We start from the raw sequence: 15438 nt of genomic DNA, 5'->3' as shown, positions 1-15438 counted from the left end.
TTATTTGTTGAGGAGGGTATTCACGTAAGTTGTGCCGCCGAGGCGGCGCATGTTGCGTACCACGCGCCGCTGCTTAGCCCGGGCCGCCGGGCCGGGGTTGGAGGCCCTAAAGCGTAGCGGGTTGGGCAGCACGCCCGCCAGCAGGGCCGCTTCGGCCGTGGTCACTTTACTGGCCGATTTGCCGAAATAGCGCTGGCTGGCGGCTTCCACGCCAAAGGTGCAGTCGCCCATTTCGGCCACGCTCAGGTACATTTCCATGATGCGGCGCTTGTTCCACAAAAACTCAATCAGCACCGTAAAATAGGCCTCAGCGCCCTTGCGGATGTAGCTGCGGCCGTGCCACAAAAACACGTTTTTGGCTACTTGCTGCGAGATGGTGCTGCCGCCCACGATGTGGGTGCCGTCGCCGTTCCAGTTGCGCTTGGCGGCCTTGGTAATGGCATCAAAATCGAAGCCCCGGTGCAGGAGAAAGCGTTGGTCTTCGGCGGCCACCAGCGCCAGCGGTACGGCGGGCGCCACTTCGTCCAGGGTGCGGAACTGATAGCGAATGTGCCGCGGTTCTGGCTGAATGCCGTAGTACCCGAGGCCCACGGGCGCGTGGGCCCGCCGCTCCAGCATCAGCCAGGTGGCCGGCGGCGCTACCCAGCGGTAGATGAGCACCCAGGCCACCGAGGCCAAAAACAACGCGGCCGTGACCTGCAGCAGCAGCCGGCCGGCTTTTTTAAGTAAAACAGAAACGTCGGGGATAAGCGTAGCAGTGGCCATTGCGGCAAAAGTAGGGTTACGGGCGTGGTTTCGCCGTTCACGCCTACCTTTCGTTCGGTTCCTGCCCTGCGCCTCCCAGTGGGCAGGCCTGCCATTCGCCGCAGCCCAAAACCCAATGGCAGCCCCAGCTTGTTGAGACCCCAGTTGCCTTATCTTCTCTAGTTCTGCTTGTCATGTCTCGCATGTTACCGCTGTTTCCGCTCAACCTGGTGGTTTTTCCCGGCGAAAAACTCAACCTGCACATCTTTGAGCCGCGCTACCGCCGCTGGTGCGCGAGTGCCTCGAGCAGAACATCACGTTCGGTATTCCGCCCTACCTCGACAATTCGCTGAGCGAGCTGGGCACCGAGATGCGCTTGCTTGGCGTGGAGCAAACGTATTCCAGCGGCGAGCCTCGACATCCGCACCAAGGCCGTGGGGGTGTTTCGCATCAACAAGTTTTACCGCCAGGCTCCCGGCAAGCTCTACGCCGGCGGGCAGGTAGAAGACGTGGTGCAGGACGACGAGGCCGACCCCATGCTCCGCGACATCATCACCAAACAGGTGCGGCAGCTCTACGAAGCCCTGGGCCTGCGCAAGCTGCTCCTGGAGCTGGCGCCCGACTATTGCATCTTCGACGTGGCCCACCACATCGGCTTCAGCACCGAGCAGGAATACCAGCCTGCTGGCCACCACCAGCGAGCACGAACGCCAGGAAATGGTGCGCGAGCACCTCGACACAATCCTCCCCGTAGTGCTCGAAACCGAGCGACTCAAGGAACGGGTGCGGCTCAACGGCCACTTCAAAAACCTCACGCCGCCTAATTTCTAAACCACGGATGGGCGCGAATTTTAGCGGATTTCACGGATTTTGTAGTCGGCGCGCATTCTCACTTCAGACCAAACACAATGAAAAAGGCCACTCAATTGAGTGGCCTTTTTTACTGAAATCGGTTGTCGAGATAATCGATTATAAAATTCGTGGAATCCGTTAAAATCCGCACTTATGCGTGTCCGGGCTACTGCTTCAGTCCACTCGGTACACCTTGGGGAAACTCGGCGGCGATTTCCTTTTCCAGCTCGCCAATGCGGTTGCCGGGGTCGGGGTGGGTGCTCATAAACTCCGGGGTTGAGCTGCGGCCGCCCTGCTGCTGCAGAATGTTCATCACCTCAATCATGGCGCGGGGGTCGTAGCCGGCCTGCGGGGTAAAATCGACAGCCAGCTTGTCGGCCTCCAGCTCGTCGTTGCGGCTAAAGCGCATGCTGATGAGCTTGGCAATGGCCGCCGCAATGGCGGCTTTGGCTACCGAGCTGCCCGGGCTGTCGGGGTCGTAGGAAGCAATGGTGGCGGCGCCGGCCAGGCCCTGCGTGAGGTTCGACTTGGCTACCTGGGCGGCCGAGTGCCGGCCCACCACATGGCCCACTTCGTGCGCCAGTACGCCGGCCAGGCTGGGCTTCGGTCTTCAGGTTTTTCAGCAGCCCTTCGGTGATAAAAACCTGCCCACCGGGCAAGGCAAAGGCGTTGATGGTCTTGTCGTCGGCCAGCAGGTGGAACTGGAATTTGTAAGGGGTCTGGCCCGCTTTGGTGCTGGCGATGAGCTTCTGGCCCACCTGCTGCACGGCGGCCCGGGCCTGGGCGTTGGTGCTGATTCCGCCGTACTGGGCGGCCATGGCGGGCGCGGCCTGCAGCCCCAGGGCAATTTCCTGGTCGGCGCTCATGTTCACGTGCTGAGTTTCGCCGGTGACCTCGTTTTTGGAGGTGTTGAAGTAATACCCAAAAAGGGACACCGCCGCCACGATGATGGCAATGATGAAGCGGAGATTGAGACGCATTGTAAGGGAAAGAAGTAATGGGGTGGAATGAATAGGCGCAGCCGGTGGCCGGGGCCACCGCACAGTGCCCGATGGCCTTTTAACGCACCCACTCCGTTCTGGTTATTCCCGGCTCCCGGGCCGGCTCAGCTACTCCCCGCAAACCCACTCACCGCCGTGTCCAGGTTGAGCCACCGCGAGCTATAGCCCGCCCGCTCGGGGCCGTGCAGGTACATCACGCTACCGCCCTTGATGGCCTTCACGATGGCCGTGGTTTCGGCCACGGGCAGGGCCGGGCAGCCCTGGCTGCGGCCCAGCCGGCCGTGGGCGTTCACAAAGTCCTGGCACACGTACTCGGCCCCGTGCACCACCACGGCCCGGCTTTCGGCATTGGTATTGAAGCCCGGGTCTAGCCCAATGAGCTTCAGCGAGAGGCCGTGCTTGCCGGTGTAGGTGGTGGGCGCCGTGCGGTAAAAGCCGAGGCTGCTCATTTCCGAGCCGTTTTTGTTGGAGAAAGCCAGCGGCACATCGGCCCCGCTGGCTTTGCCGTGGGCCACCAGCGTATGAAACAGCACCCTGGCTTCCTCCACGTTGATTACCCACAGCCGCTTCTGCTTGCTGGGCCGGCTGAAGTCAATAAGCGTGAGCACCGGTGGCGTGGCCGACTTCTTCCCGGCCGGGCGCAGGTTGTAGTAGCCCACCAGCCCTTGCCGAAACACTGCCAAAGACAGGCCCGCAGCACTCGGCCCCAGCCTGGCGTACAGCTGCGAAGAGCGCTGCTCGAATGCTGTTTGATAATAAGCCCGGCGGGCGGAAGGCGGCAAGGCCGCCACCGCCTGCGTTTTGATAGACTGGGCTGCCAGCTGCTCCGCCGAAACCAGGCTGCCCAGCAGCATACCCACTAAAAAACTTTTTACGCATCAATACCATCTAATTTTTTCAGTCCTGAATAACCTATAAGCTGGGCCTTATACACAATCGAGCCAAAAATAGTGCTTAGCTTCGCTTCATCCGCTACCATTCGACCTCTGAGGCCGTTTTTCACTTTTCCCTGATGCTGCCCTTTCCCTTGCCTGCCCCCAACGCCCGCCGGTTGGCCGTTATTGCCGTGGCGGCGCTGCTGACAGGCTGCGGCCACGCCCTGCCCGAGCTGCCGGGCTTCGACGCCGCCACCTGGCGCAGCGACCCTTATGCCTGCCGCAACCTGCGCCGCGCCGCCGTGCCCGCGCTGCTCAAAGGCAAGGAGCAGCTTTACGAAGCCCGCGCCAACGACGTGACAGCCCTGCTGGGCCAGCCCGACGAAGAAGAGCTCCGCGCGGGCACCGAGAAAGTGTACTATTACTACCTAGAGCCCGGCACCCAGTGCGAACCCCGGCACGCGCGCTCCGGGGCCGCGTGTCTTAGCCTGCGCTTTGGCCCTATCGGCACCGTTACGGAAGTTCTCACCGACCCGCTCACGACCAGATAACAAAAAAGGCCCGTCAAATCAATTGACGGGCCTTTTTATATAAAAAGTTCAGGGTAATTAGCCTACGCCGTTGCCCGAGGTGCTGGGCTCGGTTGCGGGCTGCTCGCTGCCGTGGTGTAGCTGGCTGAGCTGCGAGGGCGTGAGAATGCGGCTGCACTCCTGCTCGTATTGGGCTTCGAGCTCGGCCGCCTTCGCGGCCCGGGTTTCGGCATCGTTGCGATACTCGCGGTCGATGCTTTTCAAGCCCACAATCTTGGTGCGGTTCAGGGGAAGCAGGTTCAGGAACTGCCCCTCGTTGAGGTGCAGCCGGTTGCTCATTTCCCGGGTTACCACCAAGGCATCGTCGCTCACCGCCTTGCGGATAGTGGCCTGGCTAAAGGAGGGATGTTCCGACAGGCGGTCGGCCATTTGGGCTTGAGCAGAAAATGAGCTGAAAGCCAGCAAAAGAGTCAGGGAAGTAAATATGGTTTTAAACATAAAAATCTATATGCAGAAGTGAAAAGCGTTGCCTTTGGTGTGCTTTACATCCGAAAGATAATGGATGGTTTCTGTTTAGTCTAACTTTATTTATAAAATTTATTTTCCTCTATATATCCGGACAAACTAAAGCAACCCCACGTAGAGTCGCTTTAGTTTGTTTAATCAAAGAACCGACTGCTTTAATCCAAGCTGGTAACCACCTGGTGGTCGGGGCTCTTGAAGTACTGCATGGCGATGAGCGAGGTAATCACGCCGGTCATGGAGCCCATGAGTATGATGCCCAGGCCGCCGATGAGCACGCCCAGGTCGGCCCCAAACAGGTCGCGGGCCTGAATGCGCTGCACCGATTCCATCACGCCCTTGCTGATGCCGCCCATGAGCCAGAAGGCAAGGGCCAGCAGCACCGAGGCCACCAGCGCCGTAATAATGCCCGTGCCGAAGCCCTGCAGGTACGACATGCGATTGCCGCGGGCCTTTTTGAAGCGCTTGATGGCCAGCACCACGCCCACGGCCAGAATGAGCAGGTCCAGGGTGCCGGCTTCGATTTTATCCAGAAATCCAGCCAAGGCGGCGATGCCCGTGTAAGCAATCAAAACGAGGGCGGTGACCACGCCCATACGAACACCGTTGTTTTCGGAAGTGATTGACAGGTCGACCATGGCGGTTGGGTTCTGAAGTGAGAAAAAATGGCAGTGACTGCCCTCCAGTATTTTATACTATCCAAGGTGCCCAGAAGTTCTACCACAGCAGTTTTTTTCGACGGAACGGCGCGGCCTCGCCCCCGCTGCAGGCACTTATTTGACCAGTAGTCAGTTATTCTGCCCGGGCCGGATGCCCTCTTTTACAAGACAGCCTTTGGGCCCGCCCGCAATTGCGTAATTTTGCGGCTTGCCGCGCGCCTGCGCGGTTTTTGTTTGCTACTATTTTTCGACTGAATGATTTCGACCACCAATGTGAGCCTGCGCTACGGCAAGCGCATCCTGTTTGAAGACGTTACCGCCAAGTTCCTGCCTGGCAACTGCTACGGCCTGATTGGGGCCAACGGCGCGGGCAAATCCACGTTTCTGAAGATTCTTTCCGGCGAACTCGAGCCCAACACCGGCTCGGTGGAAATGCCCGCCGGCCAGCGCCTGGCTGTGCTAAAGCAGAACCAGTTTGCTTACGACGAGCAGCCCGTGCTGCAAACCGTGATTCAGGGCCACCAGCGGCTGTACGCGGTGATGACCGAGAAAGACGCCCTCTACGCTAAGGCCGACTTCTCGGACGCCGACGGCGAGCGCGCCGCCGAGGCTCGAAGGCGAGTTTGCCGACCTCGAAGGCTGGAACGCCGAATACGAAGCCGCCGAGCCTGCTCTCCGGCCTGGGCATTGTGGAAGAAAAGCACCACTCGCTGATGGCCGACCTCGGCGCCAGCGAAAAGGTGCGCGTGCTGCTGGCCCAGGCCCTGTTTGGCAACCCCGACGTGCTGCTGCTCGACGAACCGACCAACAACCTGGACGCCGAGAGCGTGCTGTGGCTGGAGAACTTCCTCGACAGCTTCCAGAACACCGTGATTGTGGTGAGCCACGACCGCCACTTCCTCGACGCCGTGTGCAACTACATGGCCGACCTGGACTTCGGCAAAATCACGATGTACCCCGGCAACTACACCTTCTGGTACGAAAGCAGCCACTCGTGCTGCGCCAGCGCCAGGACGCCAACAAGAAAACCGAAGACCGCCGCAAGGAACTCGAAGAGTTTGTGCGCCGCTTTTCGGCCAACGCTTCGAAATCGAAGCAGGCCACCTCGCGCCAGAAGCTGCTCCAAAAGCTCACGCTGGAAGACATTAAGCCACTCGCGCCGCTACCCCTACATCGCCTTCAAATCGGAGCGCGAGCCCGGCAACCAGTTGCTGAGCGTGGACAACCTGAGCGCCAAGGTCGACGGCCAGACGGTGTTCAAGAACGTGAGCTTCACGCTCGACAAAAAGGACAAGGTGGCCATCGTGGGCCGCGACGACCGCGCCGCTTCCCTCCTCTTCGACATCCTGTTTGGCGAGACCAAGCCGGCTACCGGCGAGTACAAGTGGGGCACCACCATCACGCCGAGCTACTTCCCCAAGGAAAACAACGACTTTTTCCAGTCGGGCGAGCTCAACCTGGTGGACTGGCTGCGGCAATACTCGGAGGAGAAAGACGAAAGCTTTATCCGGGGCTTCCTGGGCCGCATGCTGTTTTCGGGCGAAGAGTCGCAGAAGAAAAGCAACGTGCTGAGTGGCGGCGAGAAAGTGCGCTGCATGCTCTCGAAAATGATGCTCCAAAGCGGCAACGTGTTGGTTTTGGACGACCCAACCAACCACTTGGACCTGGAAAGCATCACGGCTCTGAACAACGCGCTGCGCGACTACCCGGGCTCGCTCCTGTTTGCCTCGCACGACTTGCAGTTCATCGACACCGTGGCCAACCGCATTATTGAGCTGACGCCCGACGGCATCATCGACCGGCGCATGAACTACGAAGAGTACCTGGCCGATGAGACGCTGAAGTCGCAACGCCAGAAAATGTACAAAATGGCTTAATGCCTTGTTGTAAGCCGGAGGAATGAGGAATTAAATTGTTTAATTCCTCATTTCGCTTTTTACATCCTTCATACTAAGTACTTCTCCATGAAACGCTATTTGTTTCCACTGATGCTCCTCACGGGAGTGGCTTGCCTGCCCGCTCAGCGCGCCCACGCGCAGGAAAAGCCGGTGCTGAACTCGGCGCCTCCCGCGCCGCAGCCCCGCCCGGTGGAGCCAGCCCAGACGCCGCCGCCTACCCCCACTACCGCTCCCGAGCAAGCGCCGGCGCCAGCCCAACAGCCCACCGCCGAGCCCTTGCCCCAGCCTACCAGGGACAGCCCCTCGGGCCTGGACTTCCCCAACCGCAAGGCAACCAAAGCCGGCGGCGCCGAGGATAAGCCGCCGACCAAGAAGTTTCTCTACTCCAACTTCGGCCTCGGCTTTTCGTCCTACAACGGCCTGAGCCAGTTCAACGCGAGCATCGCGCCGGCCGTCGGTTTCCGCATCACCGACAAGTTTGCCGTGGGCCCCGGCCTCTCCTACGCCTACAGCAGCTATTCGGTGCCCACGGGCTACACCCTCACTGCCAACGGTGACCGCAGCATCTCCACCAGCAGCGTGGGCCTGAAAGCGTTTGCCCAGTACATCGTGTACAAAGAATTCTTTGTGCACGCCGAGTACGAGGTAACCAACGCGCAAATAATAGGCGATGACGGCTTTGGGTATTTTGCGAAAGTAAACCGCACCGTAACCACCCCGCTCGCCGGCATCGGCTACCGGCAGTACGTGGGCGAAAAAGCGGCCCTCGACCTGGTAGGCCTCTACAACTTCGACAATACCATTTATTCCCTGTATCCGGGCCTGGTAATTCGCTTTAGCTTCCTGTATAATATCGGCAAGTAATTCGCGAAATGAAAAGACCACAAAAAAGCCGCTCCGTGTACACGGAGCGGCTTTTTTGTGGTCTTTAAGTTAATTCCAGCGTTGAGCTAGACAGCGCTTCGTCCGCTGATAACGCGGAGCAGGATAGCGATGATGGCAATTACAAGCAGGGTGTGAATGATACCACCGGTGTAATATCCACCGAAGTAGCTAATTGCCCAAATGATGATGAGAATGACTGCGATGATATACAGGAGGTTGCCCATGGCGAGAGAGAATGAAGGAGGTGAAAGAAAAAAGAAGTGTCTCTGCGGCTTTGTACGCGGGCTCTGTTAAAAGGATATAATAATCGAAAAAATATTTTTCTCAATTCAAACAAAAACGCCGCTAGCTAATGGTGCCGTAGCTTTGTTGCATGGTTCAGCTGAGCCATTTACCCTTCTCTTCTCCTCAATTCCCGCTAGTTATGAACGTAGCCGTTATCGGTTCTGGAACCATGGGCAATGGCATTGCCCACGTGTTTGCGCAGCACGGTTTTTCCGTCGCCCTCATCGACATCAGCCAGCCCGCGCTGGACCGTGCCTTGGGCACCATCACCAAAAACCTGGACCGCCAGGTGGCCAAGGCCGCGCTCACTGAGGAAGATAAAGCCGCTACCCTGGGCCGGCTCCGCACCTTTACGTCGCTGGAAGCGGGCGTGGCCGGAGTTGGGCTGGTAGTGGAAGCCGCCACCGAAAACGTGGATTTGAAGCTGCAGATTTTCCGCGACCTCGACCAGTACGCACCCGCCGACGCTATTCTGGCGTCGAATACCTCCTCTATTTCCATCACCAAGATTGCGGCCGTCACCAAGCGCCCGCAGCAGGTCATTGGCATGCACTTCATGAACCCGGTGCCGGTGATGAAGCTGGTGGAAGTTATTCGCGGCTACGCGACGTCCGACGCCGTAACCGAGCAGGTCATGGATTTGTCGCGCCAGTTGGGCAAAACGCCTACCGAGGTCAACGATTACCCGGGTTTCGTGGCCAACCGCATTCTGATGCCAATGATAAACGAGGCCATCATCACGCTGTTTGAGGGCGTGGCCGGCGTCGAGGAAATCGACACGGTGATGAAACTGGGCATGGCCCACCCCATGGGCCCGCTGCAGCTCGCCGATTTTATTGGGCTGGACGTGTGCCTGGCCATCCTGCGCGTCTTGCACGAAGGACTGGGCAACCCAAAATATGCCCCGTGCCCGCTGCTGGTGAACATGGTAATGGCCGGCCGCCTGGGCGCCAAATCCGGCGAAGGCTTCTACCAGTACACCGCCGGCTCTAAGGAACTGGTGGTAGCCGAGCGGTTTCGGCGCTAATTGATTCCTGGTATAGAAAAACGTCCTGCCGAGCGGTGCTCTGTAGGACGTTCTTTTTTCAATCGTTTTTGCCGGCATTCTGTTGTTGTAAGGAAATAACCTGCACCGCGCCTGGCGCGTTGGTGTAACCACATATAATCAATCTACTTACTTATGGAACATGCATTGTTTGGTGCCGGCTGCTTTTGGTGCGTCGAAGCCGTATTTCAGAATTTAAAAGGCGTGGAAAAAGTGGTTTCTGGCTACGCTGGCGGCCGGATAAAAACCCGACTTATAAAGAAGTGTGCAGCGGCCTCACCGGCCACGCCGAAGTAATTGATATCACCTTCGACCCGGCGGTGATTAGTTACAAGGAGCTGCTGGAGATATTCTGGAAAACCCACGACCCCACCACGCTCAACCGCCAGGGCAACGACACGGGCACGCAATACCGCTCCGTTATTTACTATTACAACGACGAGCAAAAGCAGGCTGGCCGAAGAGTACAAGCAGAAGCTCAACGACGGCCAGGCCTTCCCCAACCCCGTGGTGACGGAAATAACGGCCGCGCCGGAGTTTTATCCTGCCGAGAACTACCACCAGAACTACTACAACCAGCACGGCCACGAACCCTACTGTCAATTTGTGGCCCGCCCCAAAGTCGACAAGGTGAAGGCGCTGTTTGGTGATAAATTAAAAGCGGAAGCCTTTATTTAATTAATTCCCGCTTTCGATTTTAAACAACGAGGCCACTCCGCTATTTAGCGAAGCGGCCTCGTTGTTTAAATTCCGGACCCATTGCCGCTTTCGAAATATTTTACAGGTTGAGCTATTACAGCCCAACAGATTAGGGCCGGAATCAAGTAAGCTCAACCTAACCATTTGCAGGCGCCCAAGTAGAAAGCCCCACCACTGATAACTTCTACAAGCACTACGCACATGGGAAAATATGTCATGTTAATCCACGGCGGAGCGGTGAACACCGACCCGTCCACCATTCCTCCCAAAAAGAAGAAGCCCTGAAAAGGGGCCTGGAAGAAGCGCTACAGGCCGGCTGGGAAATCCTGAACCGCGGCGGCACCGCCCTCGATGCCGTCGAAGCCTCGGTGATGAGCATGGAAGACAACCCGCTGTTCAATGCGGGCCGCGGCGGCATGTTCAACATCAACGGCGACGTGGAAACGGAATCGTCCATCATGGATGGCCTGACCCTGCGCGGCGGCGCGGTGAGCGGCCTGAAGCTGGTGAAAAACCCCGTGGCCCTGGCCCGCCTCGTGATGCAGAAGTGCAAGCACACCTTTCTCACCGCCGACGGGGCCCACGAGTTTGCCCTCTCCCAGGGCCTGACGCTGCAGGACCCGAGCTACTTTAAAACCGACGAGCAGCGCGAGGAATGGCTGGAAATACTGCAGGAAGCCAGGCAGCCAGCCGGCCACGACACCGTGGGCGCCGTGGCCCTCGACCAGCACGGCAACCTGGCCGTGGCCACCTCCACCGGCGGCATTGAAGGCAAGCTGCGCGGGCGCGTAGGTGACAGCTGCATCTACGGCGGGGGCTCCTACGCGAATAACGACGTGTGCGCGGCCTCGTGCACGGGCGATGGCGAAATCATCATGCTTGCCGCCTGCGCCCACGAGGTGTACGCCCTGCGCAAATACAAGAAGCTCTCCATCTCAAAAGCCGCCCGCGAAGCCGTGGAAATGTACGCCGACAAACTGCAAGGCGACCGAGGCATCATCGCGCTCGACCCCGAAGGCCACATCGCCATCGAATCCAACACCAACGTCTTCCGTCGGGCATTCCGCGTGGAGGAAGAAGAGCCTTTTGTAGACATCTGGATGGATCACTGATTAGCACGGATTTTAGCGGATTTCACGGATTTCGTGGACGGCGCGAAGCCGCACATGTGGTTGAGCTGAAATACAGAGGGGCGTCATGCCGAGCGCAGCCGAGGCATCTTGCGTGCTTCGTTGGGCTAGCTTAATTACTGCTGCACGCGAGATGCCTCGGCTGCGCTCGGCATGACGTTCTGCTGGTTATGGCGAGAAACCAAAAAGGCCACTCAAGCGAGTGGCCTTTCCTGTGCAATCCGGAATCGACTACAAAATCCGTGAAATCCGCTAAAATCCGCGTCCATCCGTGGTCTAGACGGATACGCCGAAGTCGCGCAGGGCGTCATTCAGGCTGGTTTTCAGGTCGGTGCTGGGCTTTCGCTGGCCGATGATGAGGGCACAGGGCACCTGGTATTCGCCGGCCGGGAATTGCTTGGGAATTGAGCCGGGAATGACCACCGAGCGCGGCGGCACGTAGCCGCGGTATTCTTTGGGCTCATCACCCGTTACGTCGATGATTTTGGTACTGCCCGTGATGGTCACGCCCGCCCCGATTACGGCCTCTTTGCCGATGCGGCAGCCTTCCACCAGGATGCTGCGCGAGCCGATGAAGGCGCCGTCTTCGATAATGACCGGGGCGGCCTGCACCGGCTCGAGCACGCCGCCGAGGCCCACGCCGCCGCTCAGGTGCACGCCCTTGCCTACTTGGGCACAGGAGCCCACCGTGGCCCAGGTGTCCACCATAGTGCCCTCGCCCACGTAGGCGCCGATGTTCACGTAGCTTGGCATGAGGATGACGCCGGGGGCCAGAAACGCGCCGTAGCGGGCCGTAGCGGGCGGCACCACGCGCACCTGCTGGCCGGCGTAGTCGGTTTTGAGGCGCATTTTGTCGTGATACTCAAACGGGCCCACGGCCTGGGTCTGCATCTGCTGCAGCGGGAAGTACAGGATAACGGCCTTTTTCACCCAGTCGTTCACCTGCCAGTCTTCGCCGTCGGCCATGGGCTGGGCCACGCGCAGGCGGCCTTTGTCGAGCTCTTCGATGACGTGCGCGATGGCAGCCTGCGTATCGGGATTTTGGAGCAGGGCGCGGTCGGACCAGGCTTGCTCAATCAGGTTTTGGTATTCGGACATGGGGAGGAAATTAGCATTGGGTAGCAGCCGGAAAATGCCAGCAGCCATTGGAAGCGGCAAAACTAGCATCTTTGGGCCGTGCTTGGCTCAGGTTCTTCTCGTTTCGTGGTGCTGCTGGCGTCGGTGTTGAAACCGGTGGACGATACCCGCATGCGGGGCAAGTTCGCCGAGACCCTGCTTGGCCGGCCCCAAACGCAGGTTCACGTGGCCGGCAGAGCCATCGACGCTGTGGTGGATGACCAGCTGTTAAAGGATTCCCCCGAGTTTGCCACCACGATATTTTCTGGGGCTCCCGGCTCAGCCTGAACCGGCTGGCAGCACAGCGGCGCTATTGGCTGCTGCTGCAGGTGCTGCAGCCCGATGTGGTGATAGTACACGCCCCGGAGCTGCTGCCGCTCACCTTGCTTTGGCAGCGGCGGGGCTCGGGACGGAAATTCATTTATGATATCCGCGAAAACTACGCGCTCAATATTTCAACCCAGCGCGTGTACCAGGGCTTTACCAGGCGCTGGCTGGCTGCGGGGCTGCGGTGGGTGGAGTCGGTAGCCGCGCGTCGGGCGGCCGGCCTTATCCTGGCTGAAGCGAGCTACGCCAATGAGTTGCCTTACCTCACGGCACTGCCCGCCAGCCGCGTAGTTGTGCTGGAAAACAAATACCATCCGCCAAGCGGCGAATCGTTGCCAGCCCAACCGCAAGCCCTGCCACCGGCTAGCCAGCCGCTACGGTTGCTCTATTCTGGCACCATTTCGGAAATCAACGGCGTGTGGGAGGCCATTGCCCTCACGGAGCAGTTGCGCACAGCCTGGCCCGGTGGCGCTCAGCTCACCATTATCGGGTTCTGCCAGCAGCCGGCCCTGCTGGCAGAGCTGGAACAGAAAGTAGCTCAGAACCCTTCCTGGCTCAATCTTATTGGCGGCGCCGAGCTCGTGCCCCACTCCTACATCATCGAATTAATCAAACAAAGCCATGTGGGCCTGCTGCCGTACCGGCCCCACCCGAGCACCGAGCGCTGCCGGCCCACCAAGCTGTTTGAATACCTGGCCCACGGCTTGCCGGTCATCACCTCGCCCAACGCGCTGTGGCAGGAGCTGCTCGAAAAGCACCACGCGGGCCTGGCGCTTGACTTTGCCCAGCCCGTCGACGGACCGGCGCTGGTGGCGCAGCTGCAGCGCTGCGTTTTTTATCCGGCGGGGGTGCCCACTGATGTGCTTTGGGCTGAAGAGGGGAAAAAATTGTGGCTTTTGCTGGATTCTCTCGTTTAACCTGCCACCTTTGCCCCCATTTTGCGCCAACCGCGCAGCTTGTCCGTACATAGGCTGCGCTACATCGGCGTTCAACTCACCTCGAATTCCCACTCCCTTTCTTCGTCATCCATGGCAACCTTACGTCAATCCTACATTGCCGGTGTCGGCCACTACGTGCCCAGCCGGGTGGTAAAAAACGCTGAGCTTGAGCCGATGATGAACACCTCCGACGCCTGGATTCAGGAGCGGACCGGCATTCAGGAGCGGCGCTGGTTTGAGGAAGGCAAAGACACCACCGCCAACATGGGCGCCAACGCTTCCCGCAAAGCCCTGGAGATGGCTGGCCTTGCGCCCGACGACGTGCAGCTGATTGTGTTTGCGACCCTTTCGCCCGACTACTTCTTCCCCGGCTCGGGCGTACTCCTGCAGCGCGAATTGGGCATGACCAACAACGCCCCCGCCCTCGACGTGCGCAACCAGTGCTCGGGTTTCATCTACGCTCTGTCGGTGGCCGACCAGTTTATCCGCACCGGCATGTACGACAATGTGCTGGTGGTGGGCTCCGAAATTCACTCCTCGGGACTCGACAAGTCGCCCGAAGGCCGCACCGTTTCGGTCATTTTTGGCGATGGCGCCGGCGCCGTGCTGCTGCGCCCCAGCACCCAGGAAGGCCAGGGCATTTTGAGCACGCACCTGCACGCGCAGGGCGAGTTCGCCGAGGAGCTCATCGTGAAGGAGCCCGGCTCGAATCGTGAAAACCGGCTGCAGTACGTGCTCGACCATCCGCAGGAAATGTACCCCTACATGAACGGCCAGAACGTGTTCAAAAACGCGGTGGTGCGCTTCCCCCAGGTCATCAAAGAAGCCCTCGACCAGAACGGCCTGCAGTCGTCCGACATCGACATGCTGATTCCGCACCAGGCCAACCTGCGCATCACCCAGTACGTGCAGCAGAAAATGGGCTTGTCCGACGACAAGGTGTACAGCAACATCCAGCGCTACGGCAACACCACCGCCGCCTCGGTGCCCATCGCCTTGAGCGAAGCCGTGCAGGAAGGCAAAATCAAGCGCGGCGACCTCGTGTGCCTGGCCGCGTTTGGTAGCGGCTTTACCTGGGCTTCGGCGCTGCTCAAGTTTTAGGGAATAGATTTTGAGGATTGAGCTGTTTACGTTTCAACGCTTTTTAAGCCCTTGCGGCGTTCGAGCGGCAGTGGTTGGGCTGTGGCCCGAATTCTGCCGCCGGGCTGCCACGCCTCCGGCTCGGTCTGCATGAATCCTACCACCCTTCAAACGCCGCCCTCCAAATTGCCAAGTCATACCGAGGAAAATTACCTCAAAGCCATCTACAAGCTCGCTGAGGCCGAGCCCGACCTGGCCGGGGTGAGCACCAACCGCATCGCCGCGGCCCTGGACACCCGCGCCGCCTCGGTAACGGACATGCTCCGCCGCCTGGCCGAAAAGGGCCTGCTGAACTACGAGAAGTACCGTGGCGTGCAGCTCACCACCGAAGGCCAGCGGCTGGCGCTGCTCACCATCCGCAAGCACCGGCTGTGGGAGGTGTTCCTGGTGCAGCAGGCGGGCTTCAATTGGGACGAGGTGCACGAGGTAGCCGAAGAGCTGGAGCACGTGCAGTCCCCCTGCTCATGCGCCGCCTCGATGCCTTCCTGGGCCACCCCGCTCTCGACCCGCACGGCGACCCCATTCCGGCCGAAGACGGGGCCATGCGCCGCCCAGCCCACCGCCTGCTCGCCGACCTCGTCGTGGGCGAGCGCGGCACTTTGGCCGCCGTCAAAAACACCACCGCACCCTTCCTGCAGTACCTCGATAAAGTTGGGCTGCAGCTTGGCGCCCTGGTTGAAGTACTCGATAAGGTGGCCTTTGATAATTCGTTTGAAATCAGAGTAAACAAAGAGCGGACGGCATTGATTTCGGCCGAAGTAAGCTGCAATTTGTTTGTCACTGAATAGCCTT

The 15438-nt window shown here is 59.5% G+C and carries 16 protein-coding genes and 4 pseudogenes; 12 read left to right on the top strand and 8 right to left on the bottom strand.

The genetic code is table 11. From position 1 onward, the window contains the following. Entirely contained in the window at positions 1-765 is a 765-nt protein-coding gene (mtgA, locus tag ACFQT0_RS16330) for a monofunctional biosynthetic peptidoglycan transglycosylase (RefSeq protein WP_380204305.1), read from the bottom strand. Positions 766-938: 173 nt separating this feature from the next. On the opposite strand from mtgA, the gene ACFQT0_RS16325 reads away from it, so the two are divergent. Next, a complete protein-coding gene (locus ACFQT0_RS16325) occupies positions 939-1097 on the top strand; it encodes a hypothetical protein (protein WP_380204304.1) in 159 nt (52 codons plus the stop codon). Between the two features lie 27 nt (positions 1098-1124). After that, positions 1125-1568: a hypothetical protein gene (locus ACFQT0_RS16320; RefSeq protein ID WP_380204303.1), complete on the top strand. Its 444-nt coding sequence runs from the start codon at positions 1125-1127 to the stop codon at positions 1566-1568. A gap of 194 nt (positions 1569-1762) precedes the next feature. On the opposite strand, the gene ACFQT0_RS16315 is transcribed toward ACFQT0_RS16320, so the two are convergent. The 3 genes and pseudogenes from ACFQT0_RS16315 to ACFQT0_RS16305 all read right to left on the bottom strand — a co-directional run bounded on the left by ACFQT0_RS16315 (position 1763) and on the right by ACFQT0_RS16305 (position 3451). Beyond that, positions 1763-2155, bottom strand: a complete 393-nt coding sequence (locus ACFQT0_RS16315) for a M48 family metalloprotease (protein WP_380204302.1) — start codon at positions 2153-2155, stop codon at positions 1763-1765. A gap of 100 nt (positions 2156-2255) precedes the next feature. Then, positions 2256-2414: pseudogene (locus ACFQT0_RS16310) on the bottom strand (M48 family peptidase); the annotation flags it as partial. 287 nt (positions 2415-2701) lie between these two features. After that, the gene (locus ACFQT0_RS16305; protein WP_380204301.1) at positions 2702-3451 is read right to left on the bottom strand and encodes a murein L,D-transpeptidase catalytic domain family protein; all 750 of its coding nucleotides are present in this window, start codon (positions 3449-3451) and stop codon (positions 2702-2704) included. Between the two features lie 158 nt (positions 3452-3609). Between ACFQT0_RS16305 and ACFQT0_RS16300 the strand changes: the two genes are divergently transcribed. Continuing rightward, a complete protein-coding gene (locus ACFQT0_RS16300) occupies positions 3610-4023 on the top strand; it encodes a hypothetical protein (protein ID WP_380204300.1) in 414 nt (137 codons plus the stop codon). A gap of 57 nt (positions 4024-4080) precedes the next feature. Here ACFQT0_RS16300 and ACFQT0_RS16295 read toward each other — a convergent pair whose 3' ends face one another. Next, on the bottom strand, positions 4081-4500 hold the full coding sequence (locus ACFQT0_RS16295) for a hypothetical protein (protein WP_380204299.1): 420 nt from the start codon (positions 4498-4500) through the stop codon (positions 4081-4083). Positions 4501-4682: 182 nt separating this feature from the next. Continuing rightward, positions 4683-5162: a DUF4199 domain-containing protein gene (locus ACFQT0_RS16290; RefSeq protein WP_380204298.1), complete on the bottom strand. Its 480-nt coding sequence runs from the start codon at positions 5160-5162 to the stop codon at positions 4683-4685. Positions 5163-5438: 276 nt separating this feature from the next. On the opposite strand from ACFQT0_RS16290, the pseudogene ACFQT0_RS16285 reads away from it, so the two are divergent. Together ACFQT0_RS16285 and ACFQT0_RS16280 are read left to right on the top strand one after the other, a co-directional pair. Beyond that, positions 5439-7060, top strand: a pseudogene (locus tag ACFQT0_RS16285) (ABC-F family ATP-binding cassette domain-containing protein). A gap of 87 nt (positions 7061-7147) precedes the next feature. Next, on the top strand, positions 7148-7945 hold the full coding sequence (locus ACFQT0_RS16280; protein WP_380204297.1) for a hypothetical protein: 798 nt from the start codon (positions 7148-7150) through the stop codon (positions 7943-7945). Between the two features lie 86 nt (positions 7946-8031). Here ACFQT0_RS16280 and ACFQT0_RS16275 read toward each other — a convergent pair whose 3' ends face one another. Next, positions 8032-8190 (bottom strand): lmo0937 family membrane protein, encoded by a 159-nt coding sequence (locus ACFQT0_RS16275; protein ID WP_380204296.1) that lies wholly within the window; start codon positions 8188-8190, stop codon positions 8032-8034. A gap of 200 nt (positions 8191-8390) precedes the next feature. On the opposite strand from ACFQT0_RS16275, the gene ACFQT0_RS16270 reads away from it, so the two are divergent. From ACFQT0_RS16270 to ACFQT0_RS16260, 3 genes and pseudogenes are all read left to right on the top strand, one after another. Continuing rightward, positions 8391-9278 (top strand): 3-hydroxybutyryl-CoA dehydrogenase, encoded by an 888-nt coding sequence (locus tag ACFQT0_RS16270; protein ID WP_380204295.1) that lies wholly within the window; start codon positions 8391-8393, stop codon positions 9276-9278. Positions 9279-9431: 153 nt separating this feature from the next. Further along, positions 9432-9974: pseudogene (msrA, locus tag ACFQT0_RS16265) on the top strand (peptide-methionine (S)-S-oxide reductase MsrA). A gap of 230 nt (positions 9975-10204) precedes the next feature. Beyond that, a complete protein-coding gene (locus ACFQT0_RS16260) occupies positions 10205-11107 on the top strand; it encodes an isoaspartyl peptidase/L-asparaginase family protein (protein WP_380206049.1) in 903 nt (300 codons plus the stop codon). 294 nt (positions 11108-11401) lie between these two features. Here ACFQT0_RS16260 and ACFQT0_RS16255 read toward each other — a convergent pair whose 3' ends face one another. Further along, positions 11402-12223: a 2,3,4,5-tetrahydropyridine-2,6-dicarboxylate N-succinyltransferase gene (locus ACFQT0_RS16255; protein ID WP_380204294.1), complete on the bottom strand. Its 822-nt coding sequence runs from the start codon at positions 12221-12223 to the stop codon at positions 11402-11404. 78 nt (positions 12224-12301) lie between these two features. Between ACFQT0_RS16255 and ACFQT0_RS16250 the strand changes: the two genes are divergently transcribed. From ACFQT0_RS16250 to ACFQT0_RS16235, 4 genes and pseudogenes are all read left to right on the top strand, one after another. After that, positions 12302-12529, top strand: coding sequence for a hypothetical protein (locus tag ACFQT0_RS16250; RefSeq protein WP_380204293.1), 228 nt, complete (start codon positions 12302-12304; stop codon positions 12527-12529). Positions 12530-12570: 41 nt separating this feature from the next. Next, a complete protein-coding gene (locus tag ACFQT0_RS16245; protein WP_380204292.1) occupies positions 12571-13485 on the top strand; it encodes a glycosyltransferase in 915 nt (304 codons plus the stop codon). A 111-nt stretch (positions 13486-13596) separates the two neighbouring features. Next, positions 13597-14607: a 3-oxoacyl-ACP synthase III family protein gene (locus ACFQT0_RS16240; RefSeq protein WP_380204291.1), complete on the top strand. Its 1011-nt coding sequence runs from the start codon at positions 13597-13599 to the stop codon at positions 14605-14607. Between the two features lie 165 nt (positions 14608-14772). Beyond that, positions 14773-15434: pseudogene (locus ACFQT0_RS16235) on the top strand (metal-dependent transcriptional regulator). Positions 15435-15438 lie beyond the last annotated feature (4 nt).

The sequence above is a fragment of the Hymenobacter humi genome (assembly GCF_042665855.1).
GTDB lineage: Bacteria > Bacteroidota > Bacteroidia > Cytophagales > Hymenobacteraceae > Hymenobacter > Hymenobacter humi.
The sequence above is the reverse complement of the archived record's forward strand: the minus strand, read 5'-3'. Positions and strand labels throughout refer to the sequence as shown.